The sequence below is a fragment of the Exiguobacterium sp. KRL4 genome (assembly GCF_001870785.1).
Lineage (GTDB): Bacteria > Bacillota > Bacilli > Exiguobacteriales > Exiguobacteriaceae > Exiguobacterium_A.
The window spans coordinates 103,394-120,318 of the sequence record NZ_MOLV01000019.1; the positions used below are offsets into that span (position 1 = coordinate 103,394).

The window sequence follows — 16,925 nt, forward strand, 5'->3', positions numbered from 1 at the left end:
CCTCCGTTTTAATCGCGCGATAAGTGTTTTTCCTGTAAGAAATGACGGAGATACGTCCGTTTTGGTTCCTTCATTGAAGCTGCCATCTGATAGACCCAGCCTTCCGTCCGTCGCCCGTCGGTCCGGTCTCCGTAATAAGCAGATGTCTCTTCTTCATATTGAGTCAACAACTGACGCATCGTCTCGTCATTAGTATACGTATTCCGGTGGAAGACCGCATCCATCGGAAGGCGGGGTTTTTTACCCGGCTCTTGGTCCGGTACACCAACCGCGACACCAAACAACGGGACGACATGATCTGGTAAAGCCAGCAGTTCACTTACTTTCGCCGCATCATTTCGCAGTGATCCGATGTAAACCGTACCGTACCCTAACGACTCTGCTGCCACGACCAGGTTTTGTGCTGCAAGTCCTGCGTCGACTGCTCCGACAATCAGTGCTTCCGTTGTCTCGACGGTCCGATCGACTGCCCCTGATGCCAGATTAGCTGCTAAGACATGTTTGTGATAATCGATACAGAAGACAAAGAAATATCCATTTTCCGCGACATATGTTTGACCACTCGCTACTTCGACTAGTCGTTGTTTGATGGTGTCGTCTTCGACTCCAATGATGGCATAAGCCTGTTGATAGGAAGATGTCGATGCTGCCTGCGCCGAACGGACTAGAATATTGATTGTCTCCTGGTCCAATTGGTCGGTCTTGAATTTCCGAATCGACCGATGATTAAGTAAATGTTGAATAGTTTCGTTCATGAATAATCGCCCCTTTGAATTAATGATTCTCTTAACGATAGGCAAACATGAACTCAAAGTGCAAATGAAAGATGTTCGATTTATAAAAAAATCGGGAAAGGGATAAAAGAAGTATTGTGTCTTTTTGTCGAAGGAGGGCGATCATGAGAATTCGTAAACTACGTCTTTTACTCGAACAATATGGCGATACGACCCTTCGCGACATCATCGTAGAAATCTATCGCCAACTCCCCAAACAAGTCATCGAAGAAAAAGAACTCGATTTGATGTTATCTCAGTTCGCTAAGTATAAAGGATTGCAGAAGGAACAAGAACAACCGACCGTCGAGCAGACGATTGAACAAACGGAACAATTTATTCAACTTGCTTATGATTTTCATTATCTGGAGGCAAACGAACTCGTTTCGCTTCGTGAACAAAAAAATTGGTATGTGACAGCCAAACGTTTACTCAAACATTTACGGCATTACATCGGTCGAAAAAACGGGACACGTGTCGCCTTTGAGGAATTCTTTTTTTTACTCTCCTCTGCAGCTGGAGAAGAGCCCCTCTTTTTGAGTAACGATCCGTTTCGACTGATTAAAGTCACACAAGTCGAATTGTTCGAAGAGCTTGTCGGCTACTATAAGCTCGAAGCACCCGATCAGACGTGGATGCAACGCGCCATCTATACGGCCGTCAAGGTGCCGATCGATGTGGATACAGAACGGAGCGACCTGTTCCTCGCCGTCCTCACACACTGTACGAATAGCTCAGAACGCGAATCCTATGTCTCGTTATTGAATAACCATGCTAAAAAATTACAGATGAAAGTTCGTGTGGATGCTGACATGTTATTGCTGTATCAAGAAATCCGCTTCGCCGAACTGCACGCCTTGATTGCTCTACGTGAACTAGAACGGGCCGAGGCCATGTTATTCACAGAATACATCCCTTATTTTTCACATCGTTCGACGCCATTTCGTTATTATCTCGACCTGCTTGAACAAGCTGGATTAGAGGAGGAGCATGAACGAATCGAGCGCGTCGGTCGAAGAAAACACATTCATTTTTGATAAATAATCAACTAAAAGACGCAGGACTCTGCATATCGTAGAGAGGTCTGCGTCTTTTTCTAGCATTAGTCTGTTGCGTTGACAATTCCTAATCCAACCGTCGCAAGTAATGCGATACAGGCAAACAAAAAAGCCATGTCATTGGGTGAATCAAAACCGTCATACGTCGGTTCCTTTTGATCGGTGATGATTTCATCCATCGTCCCGTAACTTCCGTACGTCGTCGATTCTCGGACACTCGGTTCGTTTTTTTCGATTTCCTGTGCTTGTATCGGAATCGCTAAAATGATCCAAAAGAAGCTTAATGCAATCCATGTTTTTTTCATCTCTTCACCACCTAAATATTTACCTTAAATTTCAAAATAAAACCATTTAATAAACATTTATTTGTATACTATACGTACTGGCTTTCATTTTCTTTGAAAGGGCGTCTAGGATATGAATATTTTGTCTTACCGACAATTGTCCCATCAGCAGCGTCGTTTAGTGCATCGGTTGCTCCACAACAATCGTTTTTTCCCTTTATCGTTATCCTGTCAACCGACTGAACAGCACCAATGGACCGTTTGGAAAGAGGATCACGTCTCGGCTACACTTGGTTTCCATGTCCTCGAACACTCCATCCAGATTTTGAATGCAGCTTATACCGATCTACATGCATTTCGCTATCTCGCACGACATGTACACTCCGAAGCGATCTCCCTCTCCCCTCAACACATCGATGTACAAATCATACCTCCACATGACTTCGGATTCGTCTCCACTTGGGCATCGTTAGGTTACCAGTTATCCAGTGAACAGTTTCGTTTAATCGGTCTCACCCATGATCGGGTTCCTTCTGTCCAGTTCAAACCACTCACACTACGTAATCGTCAGTTATTCTTGACCATCCGGAACGATGCGACTTGTGACTCCGAGTTCCTGTTTCCTTACGACACTTTACATCTCGATTACTTAATCGATCAAGGTGCTTTACCCTATCTCGTTTATGATGACAAAACCATCGTCGGAACGATCCTGATTGAAAAACATAAACAAACCGTTCGGCTTCTGGAAATCACCTGTCTACCTCAACTCAAACACCAAGGATATGGACGGCGTATCTTAGACACGTTCCAGACAAAACTACACAAAAAGAATATCTCTTCTTTTGAAGTGTATTGCTTTTCGACTCACCAAGATGCTCTTCGCCTTTATCAGCCCGATGCTTTTTGTGATATTCAAGTCTTTTCAAATTGGCATCGTTATTCGTGCGAAGGTTCCCTCTTAACCACGTAATCGTTGCACGATGTCGAAATACTCCGCTAACACGTATTGATCGTCTACTGCATTAAAATCAACATGGCCTCGCGACTTCAATTGATTCCCGATTTCAAATAAGTTTTCATAATAGGCCTCCCCTAAACTCACTGCAAGACCTGGTTGATAATTATGAAAGGCGAGTAAGGCATCCTTGATGATTTCTTGGTGATTTGGATCCTTCAATGCGTCTTCCAACATTTTGGGGAACCGCTCCGTCTGACGACCAACGACGGCATAAAACAATGGGAAATGTTTGGCGTAGCGGAAAGAGACCCCGTAATTGGTGTCCTCAATAATCGATTGCAAACTTTTAGACGTTGAACGGTGTAATCGTTCGACCAAGCCTACTGTCGTCGAATGCTCGAACAAGTGGAGACTCTTTTCGTCCAGTTCCTCTTCATGTGTCAGTAACAATACGATGTCGAGCGTATTGATTTCATCGGTCTCTAGAAAACGATCGCTCCGCTGTAATGTCGTCGTATACGTAAGATCTAATCCGGCTTCGAGAGCTATCGTAAATAACTCATGATTGTAGACTGTATATAAGCCTACCGGGAAAGAGAGCGGCTGCCTGACAAGCGAACGATGTCCGTCAATCGTCACCAGTTGATTAAGATCTAAGCCATTCGCAAGTAACTGTCGAAATAGAGAGACCCTTTGATCCACTTGGGTTAATTCGACCAGAAGACGATCTAAGTCCATCATCGGCTGCTTTGTTTCAAGTGCCAAAGCGAGGTGTTCACTGGATTGCAGAGAGATCGCTCGCCCGATAAAGTTCAGTGCGCGGCGTTCTTCTGGTGTTAATTGCTGATTGTATGTATGAAAGTCCGTACGCTCGAGCGTCCGAAAGGCGTGGATCGCAGGGGCGATTGCTTCGTTTTTTATAAATCTTCTCATAATAAGTTTCCTCCTGAATGATGTCTCTCTTCGTAGTGTACGCAATATCGATTCTTCTTGAAAGACTCAAAAAAAATCTTGGTGCTTCTCTGCTTCGAGAATAGCACCAAGATTTTTTATTTTCCACTCACTTTCAAGTGCGAATTTCGAAAGGCTTCATCCTGCTGTCCAACCTTTTCGACACTTGTTCCAACCGAACCGACATACTCAAGTTGTCGTTTAGGTTGAATGAATTCATAGGTAACGGCGGGTTCACCACGTAAACGGACCTGAATCACTTGCCGATGTCGAAATGAAAACGAGGCCTTCACTTCTAACAATGATGTCTGATCGATGCCATGCCGGGTTTGTAACATCTTAGCCAGTTGCTTTTCCGAACTACGTTGGCTACTTTGAAGTTCAGCATATGAGATACCGACAGCAAACGATAACACTCCGATCAGACTTAACGCGAGAATGACCAGTACTTTTTTCAATGACTGACTCACCTCCAGATAGAGTTCTTCCTGCTATCATCATCGGTTCGTCCGCCCTATTCCTGAAGTCTTTTTGGAACTTCCCTTAACTGCATCTGCATATCCAGATGCGGGATACCGTCTTCTAGATAAATCTCTGATTTCTCTTCAAATCCAAATGAACCATAAAACTCTTTCAGGTGCGCCTGCGCCTGAAGATCAATCAAGACCTCACCTTGCTCTTGAAGATACGCAATCGCTTCGTTTAACAGTCTTCTTGCTATTCCATGCGATCGGTAATCGACTTGCACGGCAACACGTCCGATCGCAACTGCTCCGGACGACTTCCTCGGTAAAATCCGCAAGCAACCAATTAACTTCTCTCCCTCATAAGCAAGACCATGTAACGCGTCTTGATCACGATTGTCGAGCTCGGGATACGGGCAGTCTTGTTCAACGACGAAGATATCGGTTCGTAACTTCAGTAACTGATATAAGCTTGAGACAGTTAACTCATTAAATGTGATCAACGTGGTCTGGTACATGAATGACTTCGCTCCTCTACCATTTCATAGCTCATCCTCTAAACAGCCGGGATAAGCGACAAGAATAGATGACGACTGGAATTCCATTGAAAACTGTTTCCTTTTCCCATTGTAACCCATTCGCCCGCGCGACATTTTGGGAAGATTTATTTTCTGGATGAATAATTGAAATCAAACGATCGTGCCCTCTTTCAAACGCTTCGCGCATCAACCGGTTCGCTGCTTCTCGACCATATCCGACCTTCCAATGAATCGGTGTCAGCCAATATCCAACCTCTAATTCCTCGACACCATCCACTTCTTGAAGAATGAGTCCGGCAAAACCGACCGGTTCGCGTGTTTCTTTTTTTTCCAACAATAAAAAACCAGTTTGCCGGTCGTCTTCATATCGTTCGAATTGTCGTTCGAACCAACTTCGTGCTTCCGTCTCTTCTAGTGCCGTCCCGCCATTGATGTACCGCATGACGCGTTCATTTTGGACAAGTGTTTTATAAAAGGTAAAATCTTCTTCTGAAAATGGTCGCATCTCTAACCGTTCACTCTCCATCTGAAATCCCCCTTTTTAAATACCAAGCCTTTGTCTTATTTTTCCCCTTTTTTCTTTTATTCATTCATGATCATATTATTTTTATTTTAAAGAAAATCACCATACTTTGAAGAGAATTCAATCCTATTTCTAAAGTACAGCTTGCTTTTTATCTGTCAAGTCTGTATTTTGGGGACAGTATGCTAAACATCAATCATAGAATTAGTGTAAAATATATTTTGAGCGTTTTTTGCTGAATGGAATTTATGAAAAAGGACTGAGACATGATGACTGAGCAATTATTAGCTGGATTATATGAAGGTATCGCAAAAGAAGCCGTTTTGATTAATGAACCCTTAAAAAACCATACGTACACTAAAATGGGTGGGCTGGCGGATTTGTTCCTCATTCCGTCGACGTATGAAGAAACAGCATTTGCTGTTCGTTATGCCTATGAACACGAACTCCCTCTGACGATGCTCGGAAACGGTTCGAATCTTGTCGTTCGTGACGGTGGTATTCGTGGAATCGTCTTATCTTTCGAAAAACTAACCGATATTTCTGTTGAAGGACATGAACTCGTTGCCCAAAGTGGCGCTGCAATCATCCAAGCATCACGTGTTGCGTATGACCATGCTTTGAGTGGACTTGAGTTCGCCTGTGGTATTCCCGGTACGATTGGCGGAGCTTTAATCATGAATGCTGGAGCTTACGGTGGCGAAGTAAAGGACTGCCTCCACAGCGCGACGGTCTTGACACGTAAAGGCGAACTGTTGAACATCTCCCACGAGGAACTTGAGCTCGGGTATCGATCAAGCTGTTTTTCGAAAAAGGAGTACATCATTTTAGAAGGACGCTTTTCACTCACAGAAGGTGATCCTGACTTGATCAAAGAAATGATGGATGACTTGACGCATAAACGTGAGACGAAACAACCACTTGAATATCCGTCTTGCGGGAGTGTCTTCAAACGTCCGGAAGGTTATTTTGCCGGTAAATTGATTCAAGACAGCGGTTTACAAGGCGCACGGATCGGTGGTGCTGAAGTTTCTCAAAAACATGCCGGATTCATCGTCAATATTAAAGATGCGACAGCAACAGACTATATTTCGCTCATCCGACACGTGCAGGAAACCGTTCAAGAAAAATTCGGAATCTTACTGGAACCGGAAGTAAAAATCATTGGCGAAGAATTACACAGTTGAATCAAAAAAAGGGAGTAGGCCAACACGATTAACGTGTCCGCCTACTCCCTTTTTAGAATGGATTAGATTGCCCAGTTTCCGTCGCGCATCAATGGTTCACGAGTCCCATCCACTAGTTCTCCATCGATCGACATCTGACCTGAACCTATCATGAAGTCGACGTGTGTCATCGAGTCGTTGGCACCTTGATCAGCCAATTCCTCATTCGATAAGCTTGGTCCGTTTTCAAGGCAGGTCGAATAGGCACGGCCGATCGCCAAGTGACACGATGCATTTTCGTCAAACAACGTGTTATAGAATAAAATCCCAGAGTCTGAAATCGGTGAATGATGTGGAACGAGCGCTACTTCGCCGAGGTAACGTGCACCTTCGTCCAGTGAAATCAATTCGTTCAGTGCTGCTTGTCCTTGTTTTGCCTCTGCTTTAACGATTTTTCCGTCTTCGAACCATAACGTGAACCCATCAATCAGATTCCCGCTGTAGCTGAGCGGTTTCGTACTCGAAACATGACCGTTCACACCTGTCTTTTTCGGTAATGTGAAGACTTCTTCCGTCGGCAGATTCGCGATGAAATCAACTCCATCGGCATTTGGTCCACCACCGCCAAGCCAGACGTGACGCTCTGGTAATTCAATCGTCAATGCTGTACCCGGTGCTGCATAATGTAATTTTTTATATTTTTTTTCAGTTAGGAACGTCGCTTTTGTCCGCAAGTTCGTGTCATGTTGCTCCCACGCTGCGACTGGATCGGCTTGATCAACGCGTGTCGCCTTCAGGATAGCATCCCACAGGTCCTCCACAGCGTGTTCAGAGTCCGGGAATACCTTAGCCGCCCAAGCATCCGAAGGCGCTGCGATGACACACCAGCTTACGTTATCGCTCATGACGAATTTACGCCAGTTGGCTAATGCAACACCTGCTGCTTTGTTGGCACGGGCAATCCGGCTCGATTCGACTCCGTTCAATAGGTCAGGATCTTCACTGACAACAGATAAAAATGCTGTTTTCTCCTCTGCCAACTGATCGAATCGTGCTGTTAACCAATCCGGGAAGGCGTCAAACGAATCTTCCGGTGCGTCGAAGTAACGAATTTTCGTCATTTCGTCATCAGACCACTGCACATATACGTTAGAAGCTCCCACTTCATACGCAACACGCGTAATTTCACGTACGAGCGGTGCATTTTCGATTCCGGCACGAACTTCCAATTGTTGACCTGCTTGTAGGTTGATTCCTGTTCGTACGGCAAGTGCGGCATACTTTTTTAACTGTTCTTGAGTCGGCATTATGTAATCCCCTTTCAACTATTACTCTTATTTTCACGAAATAGTTGCAATTTTGCAAGAAATAAGGTGAAACTAGAGATACAGAAGGAGTGTTGATGATGGAATTTACACCAGGCGATTTTAAATCTGCGTACACCTATTTTCACCGACAAGCATTAACAGCTGTCGGAAATACGAAAGCACAGGAAGACTTATTGATTCAAGGCGAACTCGGATTGGCGCGACTCACAACGGATATCGCGTCAGAAGATGGTTCGGATATCGAACGTGAAGCGGAACTTGTCCTTTACTTCCAACTCAAACAATTACTTGAAATGTTACGGGCGCTGTATACGAAACGCTTTGAGATGCAACCTGAGCAAGAACAATTGTTATTGACAGCCGTTCTATATTTCACGTCTCCGGTTGATGCCTTACCGGATGAAAACATCTTAGGATTATTCGACGATGCACAAATCGTCGAAGCCATCTATGAAGACCTGGCGGCAGATGTCGATCGTTTTCAGCATCTGGAGTAACCGAATCAGATCATGTCCTACACCCATTCATAACAAAGAAGGATCCGATTTTTTCATCGGATCCTTCTTTGTGTATGGTCAAGCCCATCGAACCCGGGCCATTTTTTAAGCTTTTTGTTTTGAAGCGATATTGATCGTTGCTGCTTCTTGATCCGATTGATCGACTTCTAATTTTGATTTATTGAGCCATGTGTAGATCATTCCCATGAAAAGTGCTCCGCCGATGATGTTTCCAAACAAGGCAGGAATCAGATTGTGGATTGCTCCAGCAAACGAAATCGCTTCTGGGTGCGGTACGACTAAAGCAAGTGAGAACAATGCCATGTTAGCAATGACATGATCAAATCCAGAGGCAAAGAAAACAGCCACGAGGATCATCATCATCATGATTTGTGCTAACTCATTTTTCATGTTTTTTGGAATGAAAATCGCTAGACAGACCATCCAGTTGCAAAAAATCGCTCGGGTAAAGATTTCCCATGTCGTATGGTGAATCTTCGTCTCCGATACGGCAAACAACCAGTTGTCCATCCCGAGTTCCTGAATGATTCCCGTTTGTGAAAACAGTAAAGCAAATGCCAATCCGCCGAGTCCGTTTCCGATAAAACAAAGCGTCCATACTTTAAACGTATCCATTTTCGATGTATAACCACGCATCGTCGATGTCGTAAAGTACATCGTGTTTCCGGTGAACAATTCTGCTCCGCCATAAACAATCAAGACGAGCGCAACACCAAACGTCAATCCACCGACAAGTGTCGTGACAGGTGATTCATTTAAATAAAAACCGTTGATTGATTTAAGTGTAAATATGATTGCAAAACCAATGAAAACGCCAGCCAGCATCGCTCGAACCAAATATTCTAGTGGACGCAGCTGTAACATTTGCGTCGATTTGACGGCTTTTTTTCTTAATCCTTCTAATGCTTCTACCTCGTTCATCGTAGAAACCTCGCTTTCTTTTGTTCAAAACTTCACAATGTCTGTTCACTTATTATCATACTTCCATCTTATAAGATGTTCAAGTGATGAATAGACCTTATTTAGCGTTTTGTCAAAAGAACAAGGTGAAAACGATATCATTGTGTCAAGTTTGTGAAAAATGCCTTTTCATTGTTAGATACAACTAGTTTTCAGGTGTGATGCGGAGCGCATCGACAAACTTTTCGAAAAATGCGGCTCGCCTTGAATCAACGAGAATATAGTCTTCCACGACGACACGATTAAACCGATCTGCGGAAGAACTGGCTCGGTCGATATCTTTCGGCGTATACTCTTCAAACTTCGAACGGTCCACGTCAAATACCACTTCAGTGAACGGATCATTGTACTCGATCCGGAGTTCGGAGAGATCCGATACACTCAAAAAAAGACCTAACGTATGGTGCATGATGAGCTTTGGCAAACGACTTTCTAAGAAAGACGGGCTTCCACGTTTAATATCCTCCGTATCGCTCCCTGTCCACGCTACTCGTTCTTTCCCCGTCACGCGATACGTCATCCGTACGGTTGTCCCTGTAATTGAAACGTCGTCTAAGGACTCGGAGAACGGAAACTGCTTGACCAATTCTTCGATGGCTGCCGTATTTGAAATGGACGTGCCGACATGACGGGTAATCACATGACCGTCTTTCCAACTTTCTTCTTCCGGTTGTTTTTGCTGCTGTAGCACTACCCATGAACCGGTCGATAACCCGATTCCGACACAGAAAATGATCAGTATGATTTTTTTCAAAAAATGGTCTCCTTTCTCAAAAAACTCGTCGTTTTGTTAACATTTTTCAAATCAGGGGTTGAATTAATTCTGATATCAGCGTACTCTTGCAGGCAGATACTTTTACAGAGGAGGAGCATGAGATTTCTCATCAATCACCATGAAAATTAAACGACCCACAAAGAAAAAGCGAACAGAAAAAATTGGTTTCCTCTTAATTGGTACATTGTTGTACTCGTTGTATATCAGCCTTCTCTTATCACCTAACGATATCGGATCCGGTGGTATCATGGGGATTACGCTCATTGCGCAAGAATTGTTTCATACACCCATCGGCTTGACACAACTTGTCTTAAACATCCCACTTTTTTTACTAGGATTTCGTTTTTTACCCAAACGATTTATGTTTTTATCGGGTATCATCGTCCTGGTCTCTTCTTTTTTGATCGACTGGATTCCAACACAAATCGTACCTGAGTCTTTAAATGATCCTCTCGTCGCTTCTATTTTTGCCGGTCTTGTTTCTGGTTTAGCGATGGCCTTGATTTTCTTTGGCGGCGCCTCAACAGGCGGTCTCGATATTCTCGGGAAATTTTTCTATGCGCGCTTTCATAATTGGCCGCTCCCACGTATTTTTTTGATGCAAGACTTAGTGATTTATGTACTCGTCTGGTTTGTATTTGATTTGAAACACGTCATGTATGCACTAATCATGAGTTTTGTTCGTGCGAAAGCACTCCAGACCGTCTACAGTTTTTATTCCGCTTCTAAACAATGTATCATCATTTGTGAAAAAGCAGATGAAATCAATGAGGTCATTACAAAGGAACTTGGACGTGGTGTGACGATTCTTGATGCGCGCGGCGGGTATTCGAACCGAACGAAAAAGATGGTGTATGTAGTCGTCCAAAACAATGAGATCCTTAAATTACAAGAAATCGTTTCCTCTGTCGAATCCAATGCCTTTGTCACATTTTCCGAGATTCATACGGTTTTCGGAAATTATAAAGAACACTCGTATTCTTTTTAATCTTCGTGAAGTACCTCCACTGCTGCATATATCCTATGTAGCGGTTTTTTTGTGTACAATACGCAAGATCAGAGAAAATGTTCCATGTTTTTTTGCAGAATCCTTCACTTTTTGGGAAATAGTGGTTAAGCTAATGACATTACGTTTTATTGAAAAAGGATGAATTGTATGAATCAGCTGTGGCGTCACCGTATCATTCTCATTCTGATTGTCAGTCTGTTCGCTTCAATTCCATTGCTTTATGCCTTGAATGGATACCGAGCCATTTCTAAACTGACGGAAGAAATGCATAGACAAGATATTCCAATGATTAAACAAGTCGATCAGTTAATAGAACATAATCGCGACCGGGCGAATGCCGTCCGTGGATTATTGTTATACGAAGATGAACGTTACATCGAACAGTATTATTTTTCTACTTCAAATGTCCATGATTTACGACGCTTACTGAATGCATCCAATCAGACGCCAGGTGCAATCAAAGATTTATTGCTACGTAACAGCGCTTGGGAAGAGGAAATCGAGGAAGTGTTTACCGTCTATGAAACGGATAACCCACAGAGTGCCAAAAAATTAGCTAAGCAAACGACTCAAACCACTCAAACGATTCTCGAGGACCTCTCACAAATCAAAGAGAAGTTGTATCGTGAATTGGAACAAAAGCTGGAATTAACAACTGAATTAACGACGGATTATAAACGGATGTGCTTTAGTTTATCCATCTTATCTTTTTTGTTAATTGCCGCGACCATCTTTTTATTTTCTCGTGCTAAACCTGTCTCCTAAGCAAAAACAAACACGTGACGGCCACATGGACGGTACGTGTTTGTTTTTATTCAGGACAAGGATTTTCCTTCATTCACGTGTTCCATCGCAAGATGCACAAGAGAGGACACATGATGATCATCCAATGAATAGTAGACGACTTTTCCTTCTTTTCTGTACTTCACCAGACCCTGTCTCAACAAGGTCCGCAGATGGTGAGACGCTGTCGCGATGGAACAATCGACTGAAGCTGAGACGTCACAGACACAAAGTTCTTCTTCTATCGTCAGCGCATAGGCGATTCGCAAACGAGTTGCGTCTGATAATACTTTAAACAATTTTCCGATATCCATCGTCGGAATGATATCGACGGCGTGCCCAATTTCCTGCGCACGTTTTGTATCAATGGCAATCGTTTCACAACGGGGTGCATCCAACGCAATCACCTCTTTCCTTTTAATTGCACCATCGATCCGATCCAATTGCAAGAAAATCCATTCGTGCCCTCTGCTCTAACTCTAAATCCATCAAAAACAACCAGTTTCCCCTGCTCGACTCATATTAAAAAAGTTCTCTTCTTATTTAAGTACAGAAGAGAACTTTTTTAGACGCTATCCGGAAACAAAATGAACAGTCAGCGTTCTGATTTGTGTTGATTTCGTCTTGTGATTGCGTAAAAAAACCAACCGCCCAAAAAATTTCCGGTATCCCAGACAATCCGATTATTATCGACGGCACGAACACCGATATCAATTATGCCTGTACTGTATAGGCGTCCACGATACCGTTTCCGTAACAACCGAGGTAACGGAAGATGCAACATCAGCCGGTAAAAAAGATCGAGATGTGTGTGTCCCCAAATCTCAGTCGCGATGGAGCTCGTCTGAATCAGCAAGGAGCGTTTATAACGTTGTTGGTATTTATTTTTTAACAGAACAGCTAGTTGATACGAATAACGATTAGGAAAAGGGAACAAGGCTGCTCCTAAATGATATCTCCCCCGGTTATCGACTCGAATGATTTGTGGTTCGATTTTATATCGAACCCAACGTCCCCGAAATCGAATAGACTGCCATTTCACGACTTATCACCTCTTGATGACTATACCCTGTCTGAAATGCTCTGACGCGCTTGTTTTGCGGCTTCTCTGAATTCCTGTGTCGCCCGTTCGATTTCTTTTTTCGCAAACAGTGTTGAAATGACAGCATATCCGTCCACTAAAGTGCCTAGTTCATCGATGTTTTCTTGTGTGATTCCGCCGATTCCGACCAACGGAATCTGAACGGCTTGACGAATCGCCTCTAACGTTTCTTTCGGCATGAACGTAGCATCTCGTTTCGTCGTCGTCAGAAAAAGTGAACCGACTCCTAAATAAGTTGCCCCTTCCTGTTCTGCGCGTTGCGCCTGTTCTACCGTCGAGACGGAAACGCCAATCGTCGCCGCAGGAAGGAGACGACGCGCTTCACGTAAAGGGATGTCTTCCTGTCCGATATGCAAACCAGCGCCTACGAGCATCGCAATATCAATCCGATCATTGATGATCAGTGGTACGCCGTAACGTTCCGTCAACGCCTTTAGTCCGATGGCCGCTTCTAAAAAAGCTTTACCTGATGTTTCTTTTTCACGAAGTTGAACAATCGTCGCACCTCCTTTGAGCGCTGCTTCTACCGCATCCATCAAGTTCAGTTCGGGGTGAAACCGTCGATCGGTCACGGCATACACGAAGTAATCAGTTTCCATCGATTTGAACCTCCTGAAGCATCTCTTCCGTCATCAAACTGACTGCATTGAACAAACCTGTCCGAAAATCACCGATCCCTGCTTGTCGATCAGCAAGCTCCCCTGCTTTGCCCATCAAATACGTCCCATATACGGCTGCCTCGAATCGGTCATATCCCGCTCCTAAAAACGTCGCAATCAACGAAGCTGTCATACACCCCGTCCCGGTCACTTGCCCAAGCCGCTTTGTCCCGACATCGAGACGGCATTGACGGCTTCCGTCCGTCACATAGTCAATCGGACCTGTCACGACAATGACTTGTTTGGTTTGTGCCGCAAAGGTATGGACTGCTTGAAGATCGAGTGATTCCCCTTCCGCAACATCTACTCCTTTTGTCGTCGTCGCTTGCCCGAGTAGCGTTTTGATTTCTGAGGCATTTCCTTTAATGACCGTAAACTGAATGTCATGCATCAATTCGTTTATGAAATTCGTCCGTAATGTCGTCGCACCTGTTCCGACCGGATCCAGAATAATCGGTTTCCCTAATCGATTAGCGGTTTTCCCTGCTAACAGTTGCGCCTCTCGGATCGCCGGATGCAGCGTGCCTGTATTGATAACGACAGCGTCAGCAAGACCAACCATCTCTTCTACTTCTAATACATCTTCCGCCATGACTGGGGATCCTCCAAGCGCTAGCGTCATATTGGCACAGTCGTTGATCGTGACCGTGTTCGTCAAATGGTGAATCAGTGGTTTTTTGTCATGAATAATCGGTAACATGATTTCCCCTCCAAAGTTCGTAAAAGTGATGGGTTGGTCCAATTCCGTGTCCGAGCGAAAAACCGTGGCGAATCGCCTCCGTCACGTACTGTTTCGCATACATTATACTGTCGTACAAGGAGTCGCCTTGTGCGAGTCGAGCTGCAATCGCAGCAGACAACGTGCATCCTGTACCATGTGTGTGCTGACGATTTAATCGTTTCTGTTCGTACACGTAGTGACTCCCTTGTGTATATAACAAATCGATTGCTTGTTGTCCGTCCAAATGACCACCTTTGAGCAAAATGGCCCCCCCTGGTCTTTTCGCTAGTTCCACCGTTGCTTGTTTCATATCCGAAAGTGACTGAACCGTCCTCCCAATCATCCGTTCGATTTCAGGAATATTCGGTGTGACGAGTGTCGCGAGCGGTAACAGATGTTCTAACAAGGCTTGTTCTGCATCTTCCCGTAACAAGCCGTGTCCACCTTTTGCGACCATGACTGGATCTAAAATGATTGGAGCATCACATTGTTTTAATTGGTTGGCGATGATTTGAATCGTTTCTTGATTAGAAACCATCCCGATTTTGACAGCATCAACACGAATATCGGAAAAGATAGATGTCAATTGTGCTTCTACAAGACGAGGCGACACATCCTCGACGGCTTGGACACCCAATGTATTTTGTGCCGTAACCGCTGTGATGACACTCATCCCATATACTCCGAGGGCAGAAAATGTTTTTAAATCTGCTTGAATGCCCGCTCCACCACCAGAATCCGATCCTGCAATCGTCAATACATGTTTCATATTGCTTCCTCCCTTTCATATGAGCAAATTAGGAGAAAACGGACGACAAAAAGCGCCGTCCGCTGTAAAAAAGCAGACGACGCCATGAAAAACCCGCATCCAGGTTTTATATCTCATGTCTTCGATCTCAACTTTCCTACGCTGGTATTATCCAGTTCAGGTGACAGGGTCGAAAACAGAATGGTTTTCCTCTCAGCCGGACTCCTCCAGCTCCCCTAGTTGCTCGTAAATTAATTCCTTTTTACTGTAGCATAGCGTTATAAAAAAAACGAGCCGAAGCTCGTTTTTAAAGATATCCAAGTGGATTAACCGTGTTGGCTGGTCCTGTCGCACTATATTGATATCCACCGACATGCAATTCAAAATGAAGATGTGGTCCAGTCGAGTTGCCGGTACTGCCGAGCGTACCAAGCGATTGACCTTGTGAAACGGTCTGACCCGCACGAACTGCCAACGAATTCATATGACCGTACACTGTTGTGTACACCTGACCGTCAAGAAAATGCGAAATCATGACGTGATTCCCATAAGGTCCGCCGCTTCCGGCCGTAATGACTGTTCCGGAAGCTGCTGCTCGAATCGGTGATCCGACGGGTCCACTGAAGTCTACTCCATTATGGAAGGTATACCCGTTTGCCCCACTCGCCGGTCCAAATCCTTGTGAAACACCACCTGAAGCTGGACGAATGAACTTCGCTGAGCCCGTCGGAACACTAACGACCGGAGAAGGACTGACTGCGGATTTATTTGATTCGCTTGTCGCTTTTGCCGCCTCTTTTGCCGCACGTTCAGCCGCTGCTTGTTCAGCTGCAGCACGTTCAGCCGCTGCTTTCGCTGCTGCAATCGCTCGCTCTTGTGCTTCTAACGTCGCTTGTAGTTCTTTGGCGTTCAATAGTTTCGTCGTGAACTTCGTTTTCCCTTTACGTAACTTCTTTAAGGTCGCACTCCGTTCCTTCATTTGCTTCTTCAACTGTTTTTTCTGCTCTAACAACATTTCTTTTTCTTGAACACGTTCTTCTTTTTTAGCAACAAGATTACGTTTCATTTCGCCTAGTTTTTTTTGTGTCTCCAGGTAGGCAGAAATCATCTTGTCATCTTGTTCAGCAATCTTTTTACCTGCCATGACGCGACTAAATAAATCCCCAAGATTTTTCGATCCAAAAATGACTTCTTCCCATTTAATTGAATTTCCATCATTTTCTTGAAGGACACGTAAACGATCCCCTAACAATTCTTCTTGCCGTTTCAACATCGCTTCATATCGGACGATTTCCGCTTCGAGATCTTTAATCTGAAGGTTCAGCTGCTGAATTTGTTTATTTTTTTCCGAAATCAGGAAAATATTTTCATTGATAGCAGCATCAATTTTATTGATTTCTCGCTGTTCCGTTGATATTTTAGCTTCTTGTTTTTTGATTGCTTTTTCCAATTGACGCTGTTCTGTCGCATTTTGAGATTTCTTTTCCTTGATCGTCGCAGCGTGACCAGAATTCGGCGCAGTTGCCAAAAGTAATGTTCCTAACAATACTGTCGAAAGCAATTTTTTTAACATGGTCAGTTTCCTCACTTATGTATGAATTCT

The 16,925-nt window shown here is 44.1% G+C and carries 21 protein-coding genes and 1 riboswitch; of the genes, 6 read left to right on the top strand and 15 right to left on the bottom strand.

Going from position 1 to position 16,925, the window contains the following annotated elements; genetic code table 11:
- Positions 1–8 precede the first annotated feature (8 nt).
- Positions 9–755, bottom strand: a complete 747-nt coding sequence (nfsA, locus tag BLD48_RS11975) for an oxygen-insensitive NADPH nitroreductase (protein ID WP_071500405.1) — start codon at positions 753–755, stop codon at positions 9–11.
- Between the two features lie 143 nt (positions 756–898).
- Between nfsA and BLD48_RS11980 the strand changes: the two genes are divergently transcribed.
- A complete protein-coding gene (locus tag BLD48_RS11980) occupies positions 899–1,810 on the top strand; it encodes a hypothetical protein (protein ID WP_071500406.1) in 912 nt (303 codons plus the stop codon).
- 65 nt (positions 1,811–1,875) lie between these two features.
- Here BLD48_RS11980 and BLD48_RS11985 read toward each other — a convergent pair whose 3' ends face one another.
- Positions 1,876–2,136 (bottom strand): hypothetical protein, encoded by a 261-nt coding sequence (locus BLD48_RS11985; protein WP_071500407.1) that lies wholly within the window; start codon positions 2,134–2,136, stop codon positions 1,876–1,878.
- A 112-nt stretch (positions 2,137–2,248) separates the two neighbouring features.
- Between BLD48_RS11985 and BLD48_RS11990 the strand changes: the two genes are divergently transcribed.
- Entirely contained in the window at positions 2,249–3,088 is an 840-nt protein-coding gene (locus BLD48_RS11990; RefSeq protein WP_071500408.1) for a GNAT family N-acetyltransferase, read from the top strand.
- On the opposite strand, the gene BLD48_RS11995 is transcribed toward BLD48_RS11990, so the two are convergent.
- From BLD48_RS11995 to BLD48_RS12010, 4 genes are all read right to left on the bottom strand, one after another.
- Positions 3,077–4,009, bottom strand: a complete 933-nt coding sequence (locus BLD48_RS11995; RefSeq protein ID WP_071500409.1) for a hypothetical protein — start codon at positions 4,007–4,009, stop codon at positions 3,077–3,079. The genes BLD48_RS11990 and BLD48_RS11995 overlap by 12 nt on opposite strands.
- Positions 4,010–4,125: 116 nt before the next feature.
- Positions 4,126–4,485 (bottom strand): hypothetical protein, encoded by a 360-nt coding sequence (locus BLD48_RS12000; protein ID WP_071500410.1) that lies wholly within the window; start codon positions 4,483–4,485, stop codon positions 4,126–4,128.
- A gap of 56 nt (positions 4,486–4,541) precedes the next feature.
- Positions 4,542–5,009, bottom strand: a complete 468-nt coding sequence (locus BLD48_RS12005) for a GNAT family N-acetyltransferase (protein ID WP_071500411.1) — start codon at positions 5,007–5,009, stop codon at positions 4,542–4,544.
- Positions 5,010–5,040: 31 nt separating this feature from the next.
- Entirely contained in the window at positions 5,041–5,556 is a 516-nt protein-coding gene (locus BLD48_RS12010; RefSeq protein ID WP_071500412.1) for a GNAT family N-acetyltransferase, read from the bottom strand.
- 263 nt (positions 5,557–5,819) lie between these two features.
- Here BLD48_RS12010 and murB point away from each other — a divergent pair, with 263 nt between their 5' ends.
- Complete coding sequence (gene murB, locus BLD48_RS12015) at positions 5,820–6,740, top strand: UDP-N-acetylmuramate dehydrogenase (RefSeq protein WP_071500413.1); 921 nt, start codon at positions 5,820–5,822, stop codon at positions 6,738–6,740.
- A 62-nt stretch (positions 6,741–6,802) separates the two neighbouring features.
- On the opposite strand, the gene BLD48_RS12020 is transcribed toward murB, so the two are convergent.
- A complete protein-coding gene (locus tag BLD48_RS12020) occupies positions 6,803–8,026 on the bottom strand; it encodes an aminopeptidase (RefSeq protein ID WP_071500414.1) in 1,224 nt (407 codons plus the stop codon).
- Positions 8,027–8,124: 98 nt separating this feature from the next.
- Here BLD48_RS12020 and BLD48_RS12025 point away from each other — a divergent pair, with 98 nt between their 5' ends.
- Positions 8,125–8,544, top strand: a complete 420-nt coding sequence (locus tag BLD48_RS12025) for a DUF1232 domain-containing protein (protein ID WP_236630012.1) — start codon at positions 8,125–8,127, stop codon at positions 8,542–8,544.
- 105 nt (positions 8,545–8,649) lie between these two features.
- Here BLD48_RS12025 and BLD48_RS12030 read toward each other — a convergent pair whose 3' ends face one another.
- On the bottom strand, positions 8,650–9,486 hold the full coding sequence (locus tag BLD48_RS12030) for a formate/nitrite transporter family protein (RefSeq protein ID WP_014969553.1): 837 nt from the start codon (positions 9,484–9,486) through the stop codon (positions 8,650–8,652).
- Between the two features lie 184 nt (positions 9,487–9,670).
- Positions 9,671–10,279 carry a hypothetical protein gene (locus BLD48_RS12035; protein ID WP_071500416.1) on the bottom strand — a complete coding sequence of 203 codons (609 nt, stop codon included), beginning with the start codon at positions 10,277–10,279 and terminating at the stop codon, positions 9,671–9,673.
- 139 nt (positions 10,280–10,418) lie between these two features.
- Between BLD48_RS12035 and BLD48_RS12040 the strand changes: the two genes are divergently transcribed.
- Together BLD48_RS12040 and BLD48_RS12045 are read left to right on the top strand one after the other, a co-directional pair.
- On the top strand, positions 10,419–11,288 hold the full coding sequence (locus BLD48_RS12040) for a YitT family protein (RefSeq protein ID WP_071500417.1): 870 nt from the start codon (positions 10,419–10,421) through the stop codon (positions 11,286–11,288).
- Positions 11,289–11,456: 168 nt separating this feature from the next.
- Positions 11,457–12,074, top strand: coding sequence for a CHASE3 domain-containing protein (locus BLD48_RS12045; RefSeq protein ID WP_071500418.1), 618 nt, complete (start codon positions 11,457–11,459; stop codon positions 12,072–12,074).
- A gap of 50 nt (positions 12,075–12,124) precedes the next feature.
- Here the strand turns inward: BLD48_RS12045 and BLD48_RS12050 are convergent, their stop codons facing one another.
- From BLD48_RS12050 to BLD48_RS12075, 6 genes are all read right to left on the bottom strand, one after another.
- Positions 12,125–12,535: an ArsR/SmtB family transcription factor gene (locus tag BLD48_RS12050; protein WP_369825793.1), complete on the bottom strand. Its 411-nt coding sequence runs from the start codon at positions 12,533–12,535 to the stop codon at positions 12,125–12,127.
- Positions 12,536–12,687: 152 nt separating this feature from the next.
- Positions 12,688–13,134 (bottom strand): hypothetical protein, encoded by a 447-nt coding sequence (locus BLD48_RS12055; protein ID WP_071500420.1) that lies wholly within the window; start codon positions 13,132–13,134, stop codon positions 12,688–12,690.
- A 20-nt stretch (positions 13,135–13,154) separates the two neighbouring features.
- Positions 13,155–13,793 carry a thiamine phosphate synthase gene (gene thiE, locus BLD48_RS12060; protein ID WP_071500421.1) on the bottom strand — a complete coding sequence of 213 codons (639 nt, stop codon included), beginning with the start codon at positions 13,791–13,793 and terminating at the stop codon, positions 13,155–13,157.
- Positions 13,783–14,553, bottom strand: a complete 771-nt coding sequence (gene thiM, locus BLD48_RS12065; RefSeq protein ID WP_071500422.1) for a hydroxyethylthiazole kinase — start codon at positions 14,551–14,553, stop codon at positions 13,783–13,785. The genes thiE and thiM overlap by 11 nt, the downstream gene beginning before the upstream one ends.
- On the bottom strand, positions 14,534–15,343 hold the full coding sequence (thiD, locus tag BLD48_RS12070) for a bifunctional hydroxymethylpyrimidine kinase/phosphomethylpyrimidine kinase (RefSeq protein ID WP_071500423.1): 810 nt from the start codon (positions 15,341–15,343) through the stop codon (positions 14,534–14,536). Before thiD ends, thiM begins: the two co-directional genes overlap by 20 nt.
- A gap of 116 nt (positions 15,344–15,459) precedes the next feature.
- Positions 15,460–15,570, bottom strand: a riboswitch (TPP riboswitch).
- Positions 15,571–15,629: 59 nt separating this feature from the next.
- The gene (locus tag BLD48_RS12075; RefSeq protein ID WP_071500424.1) at positions 15,630–16,895 is read right to left on the bottom strand and encodes a murein hydrolase activator EnvC family protein; all 1,266 of its coding nucleotides are present in this window, start codon (positions 16,893–16,895) and stop codon (positions 15,630–15,632) included.
- Positions 16,896–16,925 lie beyond the last annotated feature (30 nt).